This window comes from Streptomyces sp. NPDC104309 (assembly GCF_055584025.1).
The window spans coordinates 89,494-107,273 of sequence record NZ_JBVJMV010000010.1; the positions used below are offsets into that span (position 1 = coordinate 89,494).

The 17,780-nt window shown below is 70.4% G+C and carries 15 protein-coding genes and 2 pseudogenes; 7 read left to right on the top strand and 10 right to left on the bottom strand.

Going from position 1 to position 17,780, the window contains the following annotated elements; translation table 11 throughout:
* Positions 1 to 33: 33 nt before the first annotated feature.
* The 5 genes and pseudogenes from ACZ68L_RS16815 to ACZ68L_RS16835 form a co-directional block, all read right to left on the bottom strand.
* Positions 34 to 1,077: a hypothetical protein gene (locus ACZ68L_RS16815; RefSeq protein ID WP_469577573.1), complete on the bottom strand. Its 1,044-nt coding sequence runs from the start codon at positions 1,075 to 1,077 to the stop codon at positions 34 to 36.
* The gene (locus ACZ68L_RS16820; protein ID WP_469577574.1) at positions 1,074 to 1,808 is read right to left on the bottom strand and encodes a hypothetical protein; all 735 of its coding nucleotides are present in this window, start codon (positions 1,806 to 1,808) and stop codon (positions 1,074 to 1,076) included. Before ACZ68L_RS16820 ends, ACZ68L_RS16815 begins: the two co-directional genes overlap by 4 nt.
* Positions 1,727 to 2,539, bottom strand: a complete 813-nt coding sequence (locus tag ACZ68L_RS16825) for a hypothetical protein (protein ID WP_469577576.1) — start codon at positions 2,537 to 2,539, stop codon at positions 1,727 to 1,729. Before ACZ68L_RS16825 ends, ACZ68L_RS16820 begins: the two co-directional genes overlap by 82 nt.
* A 627-nt stretch (positions 2,540 to 3,166) precedes the next feature.
* Positions 3,167 to 3,418, bottom strand: a pseudogene (locus tag ACZ68L_RS16830) (ABC transporter ATP-binding protein); the annotation flags it as partial.
* 163 nt (positions 3,419 to 3,581) lie between these two features.
* Positions 3,582 to 4,598, bottom strand: coding sequence for a helix-turn-helix domain-containing protein (locus ACZ68L_RS16835; RefSeq protein WP_469577577.1), 1,017 nt, complete (start codon positions 4,596 to 4,598; stop codon positions 3,582 to 3,584).
* Between the two features lie 263 nt (positions 4,599 to 4,861).
* On the opposite strand from ACZ68L_RS16835, the gene ACZ68L_RS16840 reads away from it, so the two are divergent.
* Positions 4,862 to 8,563 carry a S8 family serine peptidase gene (locus tag ACZ68L_RS16840; RefSeq protein ID WP_469577578.1) on the top strand — a complete coding sequence of 1,234 codons (3,702 nt, stop codon included), beginning with the start codon at positions 4,862 to 4,864 and terminating at the stop codon, positions 8,561 to 8,563.
* Between the two features lie 620 nt (positions 8,564 to 9,183).
* On the opposite strand, the gene ACZ68L_RS16845 is transcribed toward ACZ68L_RS16840, so the two are convergent.
* Entirely contained in the window at positions 9,184 to 9,309 is a 126-nt protein-coding gene (locus ACZ68L_RS16845; protein ID WP_469577579.1) for a hypothetical protein, read from the bottom strand.
* Positions 9,310 to 9,779: 470 nt separating this feature from the next.
* On the opposite strand from ACZ68L_RS16845, the gene ACZ68L_RS16850 reads away from it, so the two are divergent.
* Positions 9,780 to 11,324, top strand: coding sequence for an FMN-binding glutamate synthase family protein (locus tag ACZ68L_RS16850; protein WP_469577580.1), 1,545 nt, complete (start codon positions 9,780 to 9,782; stop codon positions 11,322 to 11,324).
* A gap of 208 nt (positions 11,325 to 11,532) precedes the next feature.
* On the opposite strand, the gene ACZ68L_RS16855 is transcribed toward ACZ68L_RS16850, so the two are convergent.
* On the bottom strand, positions 11,533 to 11,733 hold the full coding sequence (locus ACZ68L_RS16855) for a hypothetical protein (RefSeq protein ID WP_469577581.1): 201 nt from the start codon (positions 11,731 to 11,733) through the stop codon (positions 11,533 to 11,535).
* 147 nt (positions 11,734 to 11,880) lie between these two features.
* Here ACZ68L_RS16855 and ACZ68L_RS16860 point away from each other — a divergent pair, with 147 nt between their 5' ends.
* Complete coding sequence (locus ACZ68L_RS16860; protein WP_469577582.1) at positions 11,881 to 12,252, top strand: hypothetical protein; 372 nt, start codon at positions 11,881 to 11,883, stop codon at positions 12,250 to 12,252.
* A 136-nt stretch (positions 12,253 to 12,388) separates the two neighbouring features.
* Here the strand turns inward: ACZ68L_RS16860 and ACZ68L_RS16865 are convergent.
* Together ACZ68L_RS16865 and ACZ68L_RS16870 are read right to left on the bottom strand one after the other, a co-directional pair.
* Positions 12,389 to 12,517 (bottom strand): annotated as a pseudogene (locus tag ACZ68L_RS16865) (IS6 family transposase); the annotation flags it as partial.
* Positions 12,481 to 12,867, bottom strand: coding sequence for a winged helix-turn-helix transcriptional regulator (locus ACZ68L_RS16870; protein ID WP_469577583.1), 387 nt, complete (start codon positions 12,865 to 12,867; stop codon positions 12,481 to 12,483). The gene ACZ68L_RS16870 and the pseudogene ACZ68L_RS16865, both read right to left, overlap by 37 nt.
* A gap of 77 nt (positions 12,868 to 12,944) precedes the next feature.
* Here ACZ68L_RS16870 and ACZ68L_RS16875 point away from each other — a divergent pair, with 77 nt between their 5' ends.
* Both ACZ68L_RS16875 and ACZ68L_RS16880 read left to right on the top strand, forming a co-directional pair.
* Positions 12,945 to 13,355, top strand: a complete 411-nt coding sequence (locus tag ACZ68L_RS16875; RefSeq protein ID WP_469577584.1) for a RidA family protein — start codon at positions 12,945 to 12,947, stop codon at positions 13,353 to 13,355.
* Positions 13,356 to 13,462: 107 nt separating this feature from the next.
* Complete coding sequence (locus ACZ68L_RS16880) at positions 13,463 to 13,909, top strand: zinc finger domain-containing protein (protein WP_469577722.1); 447 nt, start codon at positions 13,463 to 13,465, stop codon at positions 13,907 to 13,909.
* A 361-nt stretch (positions 13,910 to 14,270) separates the two neighbouring features.
* On the opposite strand, the gene ACZ68L_RS16885 is transcribed toward ACZ68L_RS16880, so the two are convergent.
* Positions 14,271 to 14,801 (bottom strand): hypothetical protein, encoded by a 531-nt coding sequence (locus ACZ68L_RS16885; protein WP_469577585.1) that lies wholly within the window; start codon positions 14,799 to 14,801, stop codon positions 14,271 to 14,273.
* Between the two features lie 246 nt (positions 14,802 to 15,047).
* On the opposite strand from ACZ68L_RS16885, the gene ACZ68L_RS16890 reads away from it, so the two are divergent.
* Complete coding sequence (locus tag ACZ68L_RS16890) at positions 15,048 to 15,527, top strand: hypothetical protein (protein ID WP_469577586.1); 480 nt, start codon at positions 15,048 to 15,050, stop codon at positions 15,525 to 15,527.
* Positions 15,524 to 17,668, top strand: coding sequence for a M48 family metallopeptidase (locus ACZ68L_RS16895; RefSeq protein ID WP_469577587.1), 2,145 nt, complete (start codon positions 15,524 to 15,526; stop codon positions 17,666 to 17,668). The genes ACZ68L_RS16890 and ACZ68L_RS16895 overlap by 4 nt, the downstream gene beginning before the upstream one ends.
* Positions 17,669 to 17,780 lie beyond the last annotated feature (112 nt).

A 17,780-nucleotide genomic window follows, 5' to 3' on the forward strand; every position in this document is an offset into this window, starting at 1 on the left:
CTCACGCGGTGTACCCCGATGTGCGGGCCCGTTTCAGACCTGGCGTACCACGGGCACGGAGCCGAAGCCGCGGAGACCTGCGTCCTTGCGGGCCTGGCCCGGCGATGTCCCGGAGCCCACCACCCGACCGTCGATGACGGCCAGCCAGTCTCCCTCGGACGGCTGTGTACTCAACTCCTCCGCTCCGGCCGGTTCGAGTGCCTGGAGTAGTTCGGGATCGGGTTCCGTTGACACGGCGGCCGATGCCGGGCGCGGTATTCCGGCCCGCCACTCGGCGACGGTCCGCTCGCCGCCCTTGGCTCGCGCCCAGAACAGGTGTTGCAGCACGATCAACGGCCCCAGCGCCGTCAGCAGCGGGAATGCCCCGGTCAGCGCTCCCAGTCCGAACAGCAGACTGACGGCTCCGGACACCGCCAGCCCGACCCCGGCCGCGACCAGTCCGGCGACCCGCCCGAACGCCTTGACCGCCGTAAGCGGGAAGAGGACCAGGAGCAGCAGGTCACCCAATCCCAGGGCCACTGGTGGATCTCCCCGTGTCACGGCGAGCAGCGGGGCGAACGGCAGCCCCATGACCTGGTCGGCGAACCGGTCCATAAGCGAGGTGAGGCCGGTGGCCACCAGGTCGTAGCAGGCGAGTGCGCCCGCGAACCACGCCGCGTGGGCGGACCGCATACCGCTCTGCACCCACATGTTGGCCACCCCCACCACGGCCACCGCGAGGAGTACGTCGGTGAGCACCATCACGGCGAGCGGCCGGTTCGCGAACGCGAGTCCTGCGGTGGTCGCGACCGAGACAGACGCGATCGCCCAGGCCCGGCCCCCGCCGGTCAGCGGTGAGAGGGTGAACTGCAGTGCCGCGCAGAGGACCAGGCCGAAGACGGTCGCCACCGCGGCCCGGGGCAGCACCAGATAGAGCAGCGGAGCAACCACCACCACGGCGTACATCACAGCGACATCGAGCGGTTCGTACCTGCCGACCGGCGGGCGGGGCATCCGCACCTGGCCGAAGTAGGCGGCGCCCGCAGCTGTCACCGCCAGGACGCAGCAGTTGAGGCCCACAAGGGCGGCGGCGTTCACGCCGGGCTCGCGACGCGCACAGCGACCGGACGCGCCGACTCGAAGGTGTGCTCCCGCAGGTCGGCACGGACCGGCCCGGTCGGCGGAAGCCCGGCTGGATCGTCGTGGAGCACGATCGCGGCCAGCGCCAGGCCGGCCGCGGTGGCCCGGTCCTCCAGCCTGCCGAGCAGGGCGGCGCCGGGCAGTCGGCGGACCAGGACATGGAGCAACGGACCCTGCCGGCCTTCCTCCAGGACGTACCGAGCCGGCAGCGGGATGTCCGGCTCCGCTTCGAGCAGGTCCAGCACCGAACGGGTGGGAACCGAGCGACTCAGCGGCCCCGACCAGCGGCCGAGGACGGGCGAGGTCGCGGGCAGGTGCGACAGTTCGCACTCCGGCTCGGCCTCGGGCCGTCGGACCAGGTCACCGGTGGCATACCGCAGCAGCAGGGTGCAGTCCCGGTAGGGGACGTAAGGCGTCTGGACGATGGTGCCGACGCCACCCGGTGGCGTCGGTTCATGTGTGACGGGGTCGAGTATTTCCAGGTGCCCGAACTCGGTGGTGTGGTGCAGATGTCCCTCGGTGCACGGCGTGCCGCCGGAGGGCAGTGTCTCGGTCATCATGTAAGTCGTGGAGATCCTGGCCCCCATGGCGGCCTCAGCCCGCTCCTTCAGGGGTTCGGAGAGTACTTCCCCGCCGACACCGATGAACTCCAGGCCGAAGTCCGAAGGCCGCCAGCCGCTCCGCTCCACCTCCTCACCAGGGCGGACAGGTAGGACGCGGAGATCGTCAGGTGGGTGATCTGCGGGGCCTTGCCTCGCAGTCCGAGCGGGGCGGCGAGCCGGTCCAGCGCCACCGCCGGGTCCACGGTACCGATCTGGACGAATGAGGCGCCGATCCGGGTCACCGACTCCTCCACATTGAGCAGCGGCAGTGTCGCCCGGGAGCAGCCCGCGTACGCCATGGTGTGCCGGGGCCGCAGACCCAGGCCGAGCACGGCCGAGACGGTGCTCATGGCGACTGCTGTCTCCACCTCCGCCCGGGAGTACCAGACAGTGGTGGGAGTGCCACTGGTCCCCGTGGTGAGCGCCATGAGCGCGGGGACGGACGCGGCGGAGACAAAGGCGGCCGGCAGGCCACGCAGGGCCGACTTGGACGTCACCGGGACCTGGTCCCAGGTCTCCGGGGTGAGTGTGGCCGGGTCGAGGCCCAGGCTGTCGAAAACCCGGCGGTAGTAGGGCGTGTGCCGTGCGGCGGCCCGTGCGGTGGCCCGCAGGCTGCGCTCGGTGACGGTTCGCCGTACGGCGGGGTCGATGGCCCCGGCCTGCCCCGGCAGCAGTGCGGAGTCCGCTCCGGGCTCGCCGAACTCGGCCACGGTCGTGACCAGGTCACGGGCGATGCGTTCGAGGTCCTGTGGGCGGATCCGCCGATTACTCAGGATCGCCAGGCCGTAACGGAGTTGACTGAGCGCGGTGCCGAACACGATGGCCTCCTGGTGCCTGGACCGGGGACGGACTTCCCGGTCCAGGCCGGGGCCGATCGTCAGACCATGCTGGCGAACATCGCCGCGGTGAGCGTGCTGAAGGCGTACTTGATGTAGTGCTTGACCATGTTGGATCTCCCTTGTCCGGGCCGCCGACGGGCAGCTGGGCTCCTGGTGGCGCACTCCCGGCCGATGACGGCCGTTCGGTGAACGAGAGACTAGAGTAAGAAAGTTGATGCCTCAATGGCATGTGCCAACCGCTTGACCGCCGGTTCGCGGACCGTCACGCGGTCCCCGCCCCCGCAGTTCGGCGCCCGGGTTGAGCGACGCGTCCTCGATCCGGATACCTGGCGCGCAAGCACCTCCCCCGGCGGGGCCGTCTTCACCGGGGCCGAGAGGGGGTGCGGATGACCGGTCGTAAGGCATGGGGCGGTGGTGGACGGTACCGGCGCTGCTGGGCCACGGGCGTTCGCTCGCCGGGATGACCCGGGCCCACCGGGCACGCAGATGCGTGCCGCCGTCCTTCCCCTGGCGTTCGACTTCCTCGGCGCCGAACAGATCGCCTCCACCGCGTTCGCCTGCCATGCCACCGCGGCAAGCACCGGGCCACACCCACCGGGCTCGCGTTCACGTCAGGTCGACCTGCGGCGCGGAGGTGTCGTCGAGGAAGCCGCCCGACCGGCGCTGCCACAGCTTCGCGTAGGCACCGTCCGACGCGAGCAGCTCCGGGTGCGGGCCCTGCTCGACGACCCGACCGCGGCCCAGGACTACGAGCCGGTCCATGGTGGTGACCATGCTCAGGCGGTGCGCCACCGCGAGCGCCGTCCGCCCCTCCATGAGCCGCCACAGCGCCTCCTGGACGCGGATCTCGCTCTCGGGGGGAACCGATGGTAGAGCCGGACCGCGTGGGCGATCGCCTCGGCCGGGAAGCGGCAGCCCTTGTACGACGGGGTGAGGGCGTCCATGAGCACGGCCCTCCGAAGACGAGAACCGTGATCGTCTCACGGCACCGAAGAGCCCTCCGCTCAACCTGACAAGGCCCTCACGACAGCCACCCCCGCCGCGCCGCCTGCCACACCAACTGCGTCCGCGTCGTGGCGCCGGCGCGCTGCATCAGCACCTGGATCCGGCGCTGCACCGTGCGCTGGCTGACCCGTAGCTGCGAGGCGATCGCCTTGTCCGCGACCCCGGCGACGACCAGGGACAGCAGATAGCGCTCGTCGTCGGCGACGTTCGCACCGGGCCGCGGACTGCCGCCGAAGTCGGCCAGCTCACCGGAGTCCGTGACGTGCAGCGGCGACGCCGCCGCCCACTGGCTCTCGAACAGCGCGATCAACGCGTCGAGCAGGCTGCTGCCGCGCACCACCGCGGCCGTCGGCTCACCCAGCGAACCACCCGAACCGCCGTGCATCAGCGGGCAGATGGCGATCGAACCGTCCGCGATCACCATCCGCACCGGCAGCGTCCCGGTAGCCCGCGCCTGCTCACCCGCGCGGATGCTCCGGGCAACGTTGTCGACCATGCCGGGCTCCTCCAGCAAAGCACGCTCATAGACAGCCTCGTACCGCACCCCACGGGCGAGCAGCTCCCACTCCTCGACGTTCTCCGCCGCAGGCATGGCCACATGGCCGGCCTTGCAGAGCCACCGCATCTCACTGGCCCCGTACGCCATATGACGCAGCCGCTGCCGGATCACACTCGCCCCCGTGATCACCTCGACAAGCTGCCCCGCGTCATGCCTCCGCCCCCCGGCCCGGTACTCCTCGGTGAGCTGCTCCACCCCCCGCCGCGCCGCCTCCAGCGCCTCATGCCCACGCAGCAGCAGCGGACGCAGCGCCGCATCGGGCGCCACCGGCACATAGCGCACCGCGCCCCCTGCCGGCGAAACGGCCACCCGCCCCACCAGCCCCTTGTCGTGGAGCGAGGCCAACAGCCTGTGTGCCTGCGTCACTTCGAGCCCCAGCTGCTCCGCGATCACCGCGGCATCAGCCTCACGCACCCCGACGAGGAAGCGGTACACCCGCTCCTCCCCCGCGCCGATCCCCGCGGCCTCCAGCATGTGTCCGCCTCTCACGACGCCCCCACCCACCCCAACCGATGTACCACCCACCGGACACAGCGTGATCTAACCACACCCGCACACCGGGACGATGTCCGCGCTATCACACGCGACAGCCATCCGACTTCGATACGCGCAAAGTGGCGGCGAGCGGACATGTCACTTCTTCGTCAGGCGCGGCCGTAGCGTCGGTGCCCCTTCCTGCCGAGGCTTGACCCGCCGGTCACGGAACCCTCCCTGCCGGCGGAAGGAGAGCGTTCAGCATGCGTTTCAGGCGAAGATCCGCACTGCTCAGCTTCACCTTGGCGACCACCCTGGCCACCACCGTGGCGGGCGGCGGTCTGGTGTACGGTGCCACCCCCGCGCCGAAGACCGGGGAGGACGCGGTAACCGCCCCGTCCCAAGCAGAAGTCCGCACCGCGAAGGTCACCCTCGTCACCGGAGACCAGGTGACGGTGGCCACGAGGGCGGGCAAGACCCTCGCCGTCAACGTCACCCCGTACCACCGCAGTGCGGCCGAGCTGCGGACGTACACCGTCGGCACCGATGTGTACGTGATCCCGCGCGACGTCGAAGCGCTGGTGCACAACGGCCAGGTGGACGGCCGGCTGTTCAACGTCACCCAGCTCATCGCCCAGGGGTACGACGATGCCCACCACGCGTCGACCCCGATGATCGTGCGCTACGCGTCCGGCGCCAAGGACACCGCACCCGGCGGAGTCCGCATCACGCGGAAACTCCCCGGCGTACGCGGAGCCGCCGTCAGCGCCGACAAGCGCAAGGGCGCCGCGTTCTGGGAGGCCGTCGACGACGACAGCGCCCGCGCAGGTACCCCCAAGGCCCGCCTGTCGGGCGGCGTCCAGCGCCTCTGGCTGGACGGGCAGGTCAAGGCGCTCCTCGACAGGAGCGTTCCGCAGATCGGCGCCCCGGAGGCGTGGAAGGACGGTTTCGACGGCACCGGCGTGAAGGTCGCGGTGCTGGACACCGGTGTCGACGCCACCCACCCCGACCTCGCCGACCGCATCGTGGAAAGCCGCAGCTTCGTCCCCGGCGAGACGGCGCGCGACGGCCACGGCCACGGCACACACGTCGCCTCCACCATCGTGGGAAGCGGAGCCGCCTCCGGCGGGAAGTACCGGGGCGTGGCACCGGGCGCCGGACTGATCGTGGGCAAGGTGCTCGACGACGGCGGCAGCGGCTCGGAATCCTCGATCATCGAAGGGATGGACTGGGCCGCGCACTCGGGGGCGAAGGTCATCTCCATGAGCCTGGGCGGCTCGGAAGGCGCCGACGGCACCGACCCCATGTCGATGGCGGTCAACGAACTGACGGCGCAGACCGGCGTGCTGTTCACCATCGCGGCGGGCAACAGCGGCCCCGCGGCGACATCCGTCGGCTCACCCGGAGCCGCCGACGCGGCCCTGACGGTCGGCGCCGTGGACTCCACCGACGCGGTCACCGACTTCTCCAGCCGGGGGCCACGAGGCGGTAACGGCGGGCTCAAGCCGGAGATCACCGCGCCGGGCTCGCGGATCACCGCCGCCCGCGCCGCCGGCACGACGATGGGCACACCGGTGGACGGCTCGTACACCACCGCGAGTGGCACCTCCATGGCCACGCCGCACGTGGCCGGCGCCGCCGCGATCCTCGCGCAGCGCCACCCCGACTGGACGGCGGCCCGTTTGAAGAGCCAGCTGATCAGCACGGCCAAGACCACCGCCGCCACCTCCGTCTACGCCCAGGGCGCCGGCCGCGTGGACGTGGCACGCGCACTCCGGCAGCCCGTATCGGCCAGCGGCACGGCCGACTTCGGACTGCGGGACTGGGACGCCACCGCCCCGGTCGGGAAGAAGATCGAGTACGTCAACGACGGCGACCAGCCGGTCACCCTCGCCCTGAAGGTCGAGAACGCGGGCGAGGAACTGCCGGCCGGAGTGCTCAGCCTGGGAGCCGACTCGGTGACCGTGCCGGCGCACGGCACCGCCGAGGTCGACCTCACCCTCAACACCGTCGGCGTGACGACCGGATCCCACGGCGCGCACGTCACCGCGGTCTCCGCCGACGGGCGGACGGCGGCAGTGACGGCGGTCGGCTTCGGCCGGGACGTTCAGCGCTTCGACGTCACGCTGAAGGTGCTCGACCGCGACGGCAAGCCGACGAGCGGCATCGCCGCGGTCACCGCCTGGCAGTTGGGCAGCTACGGACTGCCCGAGACGTACCCGGTCGCAGCGGACGGGACCGTCGTGGTGCGGGTACCGCGCGGCGAGCACGCTTTCATCTCGGAGATCTTCCACTACACCTCCGACTGGAGCCGGCTGGAGGAGTACACCTACGCCGCCCAGCCGGGCACGGTGATCGACTCCGATCGGACCTTCACCCTGGACGGCGCCAAGGCCGGCCCGGTCACCATGACCACCTCCCGGCCGACGGAGACCAACCGCGCCCGCATCGGTCTGAACTTCCAGGCCGTGGACGGCGACCTCGTCCACGACCGCGAGACGTGGCTGGACGGCGAGACGGCCGTGTACTCCATCCCGTCGCAGACCGCGAACGAGCGCTTCGAATCGCGCGTCGGCTGGTCGCTCGGCGCACCCGCACTCGACGCCCGCCTCGTCGGGCACGGCAACCGGACCCTGGACGCGGCCTACCTCAAGGGCAGGATGGGCTCCGCACGTATCGACGGCACCCGCGTCCTGCGCGTGGCGAAGCCCGGCGAGGACGTCCGGGGCAAGCTCGCCCTGGTGAAGCGGAGCGCCGAGCGCACGGTGGGAGAGCAGGTCGACGACGCCGCGAGCGCCGGTGCGCTCGCCATCCTCATCTACAACGACATCCCCGAGAACTGGCTCACAGGCAACGGGGGCCCGACGGCCACCAAGATCCCGGCGATGACCCTCTCCGGCACCCAGGGCGAGGAACTGGCGGCCCTGGACAACGCCGTGATCAGGATCTCCGGTACAGCGGTGAGCCCGTACTCCTACGAGCTGCTGAAGTACCGCAAGGGCGGCATCCCCGCCGACCAGCGCTACCGGGTACGCGACGGGGAACTGGCCACCGTGGACTCCTCGTTCCACGCCTCGACGCCGGCCACCGAAGGCGGATACGCCCGGCTGACGCGCTCGCCGATGCAGCCGACGGCGTACTTCGCCTTCGACCGGGTGGTCCTGCCGCGCTCCCGGACCGAGTACGTCTCCGCGGACGTGCCCACCTGGGAAGCGGTGAAGGCAGGTCCCGTGTGGGCGTTGGACAGCTCCTGGAAGATGACGACCACCTCGACGCTCAAGGCCGGACAGCGCGTGCACCGCGACTGGAACAAGGCCGTGGTCCGCACCGCACTGCCGGACGGACAGTCCAACTCGGCCGTCCGGCAGGGCGATGTCGGTGTGGTGATGTCGGGCGGTCTGCTCGACACCGCGCAGGACCAGTCCCTCTCCGTCGAAGCCGGCAGCGACAAGGCGCTGTCCACCGTCTACCGGGACGGCGAGCTCGTCGGCAGCATCCGTTCGGCGCCCGTCGCCTTCCCGATGACGGCACAGCGCGCCGAATACCGCGTGGTCACCGACGTGCAGCGGGACGCCCCCGGCTGGACGACCTCCACCAAGGTGCGCACCGACTGGCGCTTCCACTCCGAGCGGAAGGAAGGACTGACCCTGCTCCCCGTCCTGTCGGTCGACTATCGACTCGACGTCGACCAGGCCAACAGCGCCCGGCCGCACTCCACCACCCGCATCGGACTGGGCGTGCGCTACCCCAAGGGCCTGAACGGTCTGAAGCTCGCCGGGGCGAAGCTGTGGGCCTCGTACGACGACGGCACCAACTGGCGGCAGGTCCGCCTCGACGGCGGCCTCAAGGGCACGATCGGCAACCCCGCGAACGCGAGCTTCGTGTCCCTGCGCGTGCAGGCCACCGATGCCGATGGCAACACCATCGAACAGACGGTGACCCGCGCCTACCAGATCCGCCGCTGACCGACGCCGGGGCGCCTGCACCGCAGGCGCCCCGGCGTGCGCGTCCACACAGCGACGGTGACATGGGCGGGCCACACGTGGTATCTGGCCAGTGCTGGGCGACCCGATGCGTCGAACCCACGCGGCGCGCCCAGCAAGGCGATCAGCATCATTCAGGTCCGACCGAGGCAGCCGGCCTCCGATCCGCCCGCATCGGCTCCGGGCGCGCCCCTCGACGTGGCATGACCACTCAGGACTTGTTCCCCCGGTGCGGAGCCAGAGCCCTGTATACGCCCCGCTCACCCCCCAGTCGTCGACGACGGCCGTCAGCAGCCGGAGCGCCCTGCGACGCCGCTGCGCGCAGAGCTCGGCGGCGCCGGGGCCTGGGTGGTCCGGGTGCTGGTCCCGGACGAGCAGGCGCAGGGCGTCGTCGCGGTGGCGGAGGGAGAGGCAGAGCTCCTTTTGCGGAGTGAGCGTTGCGTTGACGCACGACGAGTTCTGAGGCGAGTTGGGCGGCGGGCCAGGTGCAGGAGGCGAGCCCGTGCGCCCGGAGGGCGGCCGTGACCACGGCCCGCGCGATGGCTGGGCTGCGGGGGTCGCCCGGCCGGCTGAGGCTGAGAGTCTGTCGGGTGACCGGTTGATTACGCTGCGAAGAAGTCCTCGATGGTCTTGGTTCGGGCGGTCTTGCGGCGGGATTCATGACTCCACCGTGATGGCTGCCCGGCGAGCCGGACGAGCATCCGGCGGATCATCGCCACCTTGATCACGGCCTCGGAGGTCGCGGTCAGCCGTTCGTAGTCGCGGGCCCGCCGACGGTTTCGGACCAGCCGGCACCCTCGTTCGCGCCTGCGGTCACCCGCCAGGCCCTGGAGTCACCCCGGGGCCAGGACAGATCTGTGATCGTGTCCAAGCCGCGTAGATGGTCGACGCCCCACTCCCGAAGGGCAGAGGGGATAGGGGTGCTCTGCGCCATGAGCGGTGCTGTCGCGCGTCGACCGCCATGCCCGCCGCGTGGTGATGTGCGCGGGCGACGGTGGAGTCCACGCTGACCAGGCTGAGCGGCGCGGCCGGACTCACGCACCCTGCTCCGCCCACCCATCCGCGCGACCTCTAATATCATGTGGTGTTTCGTCGTCGGACGCCGATGCCTGCCTGGCCGTGTCCGCCGCCCAACGCCCACGACGTCCGCCGCACAGCGATGGAGTCGGGTATCGAGTAGTCGAGGAGAGGAACGTTCATGCGTGCTCGGAGCATCGGCGCGGCCGCCGCAACAGCATTGGCGCTGGTGGCTGCCCGCGACCTCGTCCAGAAGAAGCACGCACTGCTCAGAAACTTCCCCGTGATCGGGCACGCCCGGTACCTGTTGGAGACGATCGGGCCGGAGCTGCGGCAGTATGTCGTGACGTCCAATGAGGAAGAGCGCCCGTTCAGCCGTGACCAGCGCACCTGGATCTATGCGTCGGCGAAGGAAGAGAACAACTACTTCGGATTCGGGACCGACGTAGACGTCGAGCACGTGCAAGGGCACGCGTACGTGAAGCAGCGCACGTTCGCCGGCACGCTGCCCGACCTGCACGACCCGCAGGCCCCGCTGCCCTCGGCCAAGGTGCTGGGCGGCCCGCGCGGGCGCGCCAAGGCGTTCCGGCCGGCGAGCGTCGTGAACATCTCGGCGATGAGCTTCGGATCGCTGTCCGGCGCGGCCGTCACGGCGCTCAACAAGGGCGCGGCGCTGGCCGGCACGATGCAGAACACGGGCGAGGGCGGCCTCTCGCAGTACCACCGCAACGGCGGTGACCTCGTCCTCCAGATCGGAACGTCGTACTTCGGTTGCCGCAACGAGGACGGCACCTTCAACCTCGACAAGCTCAAGAGCGTGGTCGCCGGCGCCCCGGTCAAGGCGATAGAGATCAAGCTCTCCCAGGGCGCCAAGCCGGGGCTCGGTGGGTTGCTGCCGGGCGCGAAGGTGACCCCCGAGATCGCCAAGATCCGCGGCATCCCGGCCGGCAAGGACTGCGCCTCCCCCTCCCGGCACACCGCGTTCCACGACGTCGACTCGATGCTCGACTTCGTGGAGCTGCTCGCTACCGAGACCGGTCTGCCGGTCGGGATCAAGAGCGCTGTGGGGGAGATGAGCTTCTGGCAGGAGCTGGCCTCGCTGATGGCGCGTGGTGATCGCGGGGTCGACTTCGTGACCGTCGACGGGGGCGAGGGCGGCACCGGAGCGGCTCCACTGATCTTCACCGACTCGGTGTCGCTGCCGTTCCGGATGGGCTTCTCCCGCGTCTACAGCACGTTCGCCGAGCGGGGTCTGACCGACGACCTCACCTTCATCGGCTCCGGCAAGCTCGGCCTGCCCGAGAACGCCGCCGTCGCCTTCGCCCTGGGGGTCGACATGATCAACGTCGCCCGCGAGGCAATGCTCTCCATCGGCTGCATCCAGGCACAGAAATGCCACACCGACAAGTGCCCGACCGGCATCGCCACCCAGGACCCGTGGCTGGTGCGCGGCGTCGACGCGCCCTCGAAGGCCACCCGGGCCGCTGTCTACCTGCGCACTCTGCGTAAGGAGCTGCTGAAGGTCTCGGGAGCTGTCGGCGTCGCCCACCCGGCACTCATCACAGCCAACGACATCGAGATCATGAACGGCGACTACGACGCCCGCACCCTGGCGACCGTCTACGGCTACAAGGACGGCTGGGGCGAACTCGGCCCGGAGCTCGCCCAGGAGATCACCGCACTGCTCACCACCGAACCGGCCCCTCTCCAGAAGCCGGCCGGCTGACGCGGGACAGTGACCTGAACCTCCGCCACGACGATGTCACCGGGGCGCGGTGCACCGAGACGTACAGGCCCCGCGTGAGCCGACCTCCAGGCCACGGGTCCGGGGTGGTCGAGAGCTCGCGCCCAGCGAGCGGGCCGCCCAGGAGTCGGACGATCGCGGCGGTGTCTCCCTCTGACGGGGCTCTCCCGCCTCACCTATTGGTGTGGGCTCAGCCGCAGGAGGACAGCATCGGGACCGCCGGCCTTTTCGCGAGGGCTACTCGGTGGAGCTGGACGGTTCGCCGCTGCCCAGCCCGCCCGTCGTGGGCGACGGGAAGGCCGATGAACGGGGCGTACGCCTGACAGACGGTGACGGTCGTCCCCGTGTACCGGGCGCGGATCTCGTAGTGCGGGTCGGTCGGGGCGGTCACGATCCCGTCTCAGCACGGCAGGGGCCGGCATGCGTCATACGGAGCTCGGTACACACGGCTCTGCCGTCGCCGGGCCCCGACGGCCAGTCTGGACGTATCGAGAGCGGGACCGTGAAGGCTCCCGCCGGTACGGGAGAGGAACCCGTCATGACCAGCCCGGCCGCCACAGCCACCGCCCGTGTCGCAGATGCTCCGGTCGCCGCCCCGTTCGCTCCTCGTAAGGCGCTGCTGGACAGCATGATGCCGCTGCTCGTGGATGTGGGGGTGCCGCTCGTCTCGTCGGTCATCGGCGCGGTGTTCGGTCCGGCCACGACCGGTGAGCTGGAACACGCCCGCCGCCTGGCGGCGGACCTGCGGGCCGGGATGCTGCTGGGCGACCGGAACTTCGCCTCCGCAGCACTGCTGAACCGGTTGGCCGCCACCGGCGCCGACCTGCTGGTGCGCTGCAAGACCAACGGAACCTGCCACCCGTGGCCCGCTGCCACGACGGCTCGACACTGCCCCGGATCGGTCCACTGACCGTTCGCGTGATCGACGCCGAGATCAGCATCCACACCGTCCACGGCACCCGCACCAGCGGCGTTGTCACGTTGTTGAGTGTGTGGGCGTCTGACGGTGCGTCGGGGGGTGGTGGGGCCGGGTTCCGGGCCGGTGTTCAGCCTTGGGTGGACAGGCCGATGCTCTTGGTGATGTGGTCCCAGAGGGTGAACCGACTGGTCAGCTCGAGGCGGTGTCCGGCGGCGGTCATCAGATGTCGGCGGGACCGGAAATGGGGTGAGATACCAAGTCGAAGGCTTCACGGGCGCGCGTGATAGCGGCCATGTTCTCCGAGGCCCACGCCAGCAACACGTCGATGGGAGGCCGCAGGGTCTTGCCGAGTGGCGTGATCCGATACCTGACCGCCACCGGGCGGGTGGAGACGACCTCGCGCTCGATCACGCCGTTTCGCTCGAGTCGCCGAAGTGTCGCGGTCAGCGACTTCTGCGTGACTTGCGGGATGGCACGGCGCAACTCGTTGAAGCGGTACGGGCGTTCGCACAGTTCGCTGAGAACGCTGAGCGACCACTTGTCGAGGACCTGGTCGAGCAGTTCGCGATGCGGAGGGCCGATGCGGAATTCGTCCTCGGTATCCATGGAGAAACCTGGTCTCGTTGAAGTGTCCTTCTTCCACTAAGTAGCTTACGGATACCTAGCTCAGAGGGGGAACACCTATGACTGTCCAGCACTTCACGCCGGAAGGCATGCTGCAACCGGCTCCGTATCACCACGTGGCCGTCGGCACCGGCGCGACACACATCCACGTCAGCGGGCAGGTCGCACGCCGGGCCGATGGGACTCCGGTCGCACCCGGCGACCTCGCCGGGCAGGTCGCCCAGGCACTGCGCAACACCTCCGTCGGGCTGGCGGGCGCGGGCGCGTCGTTCGCAGACGTGCTGCGCCTGACGTTCTACGTGACCCGATGGAGCCCGGAGAAAATCGGCGACTTCATGGCCGGTGTGGAGACCGTCGCCGACGAGATCGGGCTCCAGCTCCCCATGCCGCCGGCCTCCCTGATCGGTGTCGAGTACCTCTTCGAGCCGGATGTGCTCGTAGAAGTCGAAGCAACTGCGCTGCTCGGCTGATTCTTGAGGCATGTCTTCCAGCCTCGTCTCCATGCGATCGCCACCGCGGGCGCCGAGGTCGGGTAGCCGGGGCACGGCAACGTGCCCCGGCTACCCGACCACACCCGATCGACGCGGACGACGTCGAGCGCCACCCGTGCCCGCGCTGCTCGGCCCAGCCCGGATCACCGTGCCGCCCGCGTTCCGGAGCGGTCGCCTGCACCTACCACACCGGCCACTTCACGAAGGTGCCCCGGCTCGCCAAGCTCCTGCTGGTGCCGATCCTCCGGGCCCTCGCCATCGAGGCCGGCGCCGCGATCGACGCCGACAAGGAACCACCCGGCCTGCCCATGGAAGACGGCCGGTACAACCTCGACGTTCCCCGGTTCCCCATCCTGATCAGCTACGTCCAGTACCCGGGCCTGCGAGAGTTCCGCGTGACGGACCTCCTCCGGCTCGGACGAACGACCCGGCGGAGCTTTCTCACTGGGACACGAGAATGCCATCCGACTCCCGCCCGGTACCCCAGGGCAGGAGCCGGACGGTGCAGCCACCATGGCTCACTTGATCTTTAACCTCGGGGCCCGAACGAGTCCTCGTACTTGATCACTCGGATTGGTAACTGCCATACGTGCGGGCGGCCTTCGCCTGAGCATGTGATCCGATGGCACGCTCTATCGGTGTCGAGCTTCGTGGTCAGCCGGCCGCCGCAGCCGCCGAGCGGGGTAGGGGTACCGCACCAGAACGTGTCGCTTTCGTAGTGGTGGCGGAAGGCGTCCAGCTCGATCGTCTCCATCGGCAGCATCAGCGGCTCTTCCGACTCCTCCCCGCCCGGCGGCCAGCCCGGTCGGCGGGCTTATTCCCGAGCGCTACCACGGGGCCCGTGACGCCGTAGGTGAGCCGGTACATCAGTACTTGCGTGGTGGTGTCCAGCCGCTACTTGGTCCCGGCGACCGGCGGCACCGACCCGAGCACTGTCACGAACCACGACGGCAACAGGAACCGTGCGCGGACGGCATCAGCCAGCCGACCACGCGGAGCCAAGACCAACTTCTTCTCCGGCTTCTCCCCTGCTGCGATCCCCTGCTTCTCCGCGCGGGTCTTCGCTTCGGCCGCCAGGGCGTTGTCCGCCTCTTCCACGTCATCGGCCTGCTGGTCCAATGCCTGACGCATACGCCGTTCCTGCGTCACGGCCTTGCCGAGCTCCGTCACAGCCCGCTCCCGGTCCCGGGAACCGGCGGCGCCGGTCAGTCTCCCCACCACCGCTATCACCTTGGTCCGGTGCTCCCGGTGCTGCGCAACGCCGGCTTCAGGGGTCGTGGTCCGGGCGTGCACGATGCCGCCGGCGGCCTGGATCCGCTCGACGACCGGGTGCGTCCGCTCGGCGATCTGGTCCTGGAACGCCAGGGATCCGTCCTTACTGCGGCGGCTCGCGATGGGCTGCTTCTCGAAGCGCAGCATTCCCATGTCGGCGAAACAACGAATCCGTACTTCCTCGGGGAAACCGACCAGGGCACGGCACCGTTCTTCATTCCTGGGCCTGGGCCGCCCCTGGCGCTTGGCACCGAACTCCTCAGCTCCCCCGACCTTACAGGGCCATACACCTGGCCGCAGTGGGGCCGGCGTGGCTGCGCCCTGAAGTATCCCTGCACACAAGGCCGTTATGCGTTACGGTGCTGCTCCTTCAATGTCCCGCCGAGGAGGAATAGCGAAGTGGAACAGCCCGAGGCCGCAGACCGCGCACTGGGGCGGGCCATCGTGGCGCGGATCGCCCCCGAGGAGCTGCCCTACTTCGACGAGACCGTGGCGAGCCTGCCGAAGCACCCCGGCAGGTGGGCCCGGCGGCGACCCGCGGACGATCCGCTGGCCTTCGGCGGTGCCGCCGAACTCGTCGTCACCAGCATCGCCTGCGGGGTCGCCACCGAGGTGGTCAAGATGATGGGCGAGACGGTCGGCAGCGGCCTGGTGGCCCGGCTCCGCCGCCTGCTGACCCGTGGCCGCGGCGGGGACCCGGCGACACCCGATGCCGGACAGCGGCCTCCCACCCTCACCGAGGAGCGGATCGCCGAGCTGGCGGCCGCGGCCGGACGCAGCGCCGTCCTCCTCGGGCTGCCGCCGGACCGCTCCGATCTGCTCGCCGAGACGGTCCGGGACCAACTGAGGGCGGCCGACAGGCCCGGTTCCGGCACATGACGGGCGCCCCGAGCGGCGAGCTGCCCCTGGAGACGGTGCCGCCAATGCGCCAGTCGCTGCCCTCGGGGACGCTCCTCGCGTTCATCCTGCTGATCTGCGCGGTGCTGGCATCCATGTCCGTCCTGCACCCCGGCTACGCCGACTTCATCGCCGGCAACCGGGGCGCCACCGACCTCAATGGCTGCCTGCGCAAGGCGGTGCGGGAGGCCGGCGGGATGGGCGACTTCATCAGGGCCCAACCTCGGCAGGAGAGGTGCGATTCCAGCGACGACCACACCTCGCAGGGCATCCTCGTCTCGTACGCGATCCTCGCCGTGGCCACCGCCGCGCACTACTGGTTCCGCTCCGCCCGCCGTGCCCGGCGCCGCGGGGTGCGCCCGCTGGACGCGGAGCGGTTTCCCGCCCTGCACGCGGAGGTGGCACGCCTGGCCGCGGGCGTCGAGCAGGCCCGCGGGGTCACTTTCCTGGTGGACTTCCTCGACTCCGGGGTGAACGGCGTCTCCTTCGGCCGTGCCGGCCGCCGCCACATCGTTCTCAGCCGCGGCCTGATCCGCCTCCACGACGCGGGCGCGGCAGACCGTGCCGCCTTCCGGGCCGTCGTCCTCCACGAGCTGGCCCATCTACGCAACCGCGATGTCGACATCACCCTGATCACGCTGGGGATGCTGCGCTGCTACTTCGCGCTGATTCTGTTCCCGAGGATGTTCGGGGACCTGGTCGGGATGGTCTTCGTGCCGGGAAGCGCCCCGTACTCGGGGGCCGCGCTGCTCGACTCGGCCGTTCTCGCCACGGTGGCGCTTGCCGCGCGTTCGGTGATCCTGCGGACCAGGGAGTTCCGGGCGGACGCCCGGGTCGTGGAGTGGCTGGGGACCTCCGAACCGCTGCTGCACGCCTTCGACCTCGCCTCTGCGGGGTCCGGCGGCCGGCCACGGAGGTCGGTCCGCGGCTGGTGGGCGCGGCTCACCCGCACCCATCCGTCGTTTGCGCAGCGCCGGGCCTGCCTGGCGGACCAGGCGCAGTTGATGCACCAGGGCTTCGGCTTCGCCTTCGTCATCGGTTTCTGCATGCCGATCTCCTGGGACCCGGTGGCTTCGGTCACCGCTCGGATCCGGGCGGGCGGCGGCATCAGTGGCTGGTGGCCGGCGTGGCTGATCACCCTGCTGCTGGTGCTGGTGCTGCTGCTGACGGTGGTCCGCGCCTCGATCCATCAGCTGGGCCACCGGGCAGGAGCGCCCTCGCCGGTTCCCTTCCGACTGGGGGTGTGTCTCGGGGTGCTGGCGGGCTTCGCTCTCTCGCCCAGTGCCATCGTCGACCATCTGATGCTGCCGGGACTGCGCTTCTCCTCTCAGTTCTCCGGCTGGTTGACGGTGGCACTGCTGGCGCTGCTGTTCACCCTGTGGTGCCAGTACTTCGGGGACTGCTGGGCCCGTTCGGTGGATCTGGCGCGGCGGCCGCTTCTCACGGTCGCGGTGCCTGGGCTGGTGGTGGCGGGGGCGGTGGTCGCCGAGGCGGACACCGTCTTCGGGCTTCAGTGGCAGATCGAGTTCGGCCAGTTCATGGACGAGCGGCTGGCCGCGCTGCCGGGAGCGCTGCACGTTGTGGTGTGGACGCAGCACGTGTACATGACCCAGTTGCTGGATCCGTGGTGGCTGCTTGGCCTGCTGGCGCTGCTGCTGGGGGTGCCGCTGACCGGGGCGGTACGCGGATGGCGGCTGGCCCGGTTCATGGTGCAGGACCGGGTCCGGCCGGCCCGGCGTGCCCTCCTCGTGGTGCTGGTCATGACGGCGCTGACGGCCGCCCTTCTGCCGCCGGCCTACACCTGGTGGGCGCAGGAGCGGGGGCTGGGCGCGTTGGCGTACTCGTACTTCCTCACCCCGATCACGATGTCCGCAGCCGCGGGGACGCTGGCGGGCGGGCTGGCCAGGACCCGCGGCATGGTGTGGGCGGTGGCCACCGCACTCGTGGTGGGCGCGCTGCTGTCGCTGCCGATGCCGTCGGCACTGTGGGGCTCCCAGCTGGGTGTGGGGATCGAGGGCGCCGCGTTCGGCGCCCTCCTGACGGCGGTACTACCGCGCGGTCGCCCCTTCTCCCGGTGGACGGGCGCACCGCGCCCGGACGTCACCACGCCGACCAGAACCTGAGATTCACGTTCTGGTCGATTCGGTAGGCTGCCGCCCCGTGGCGGGGATGGTCGAACGGCTGGTGCCGTAGGCTTCCCACTTACCAACGCACGTTACAGCGGAACCCCCCACC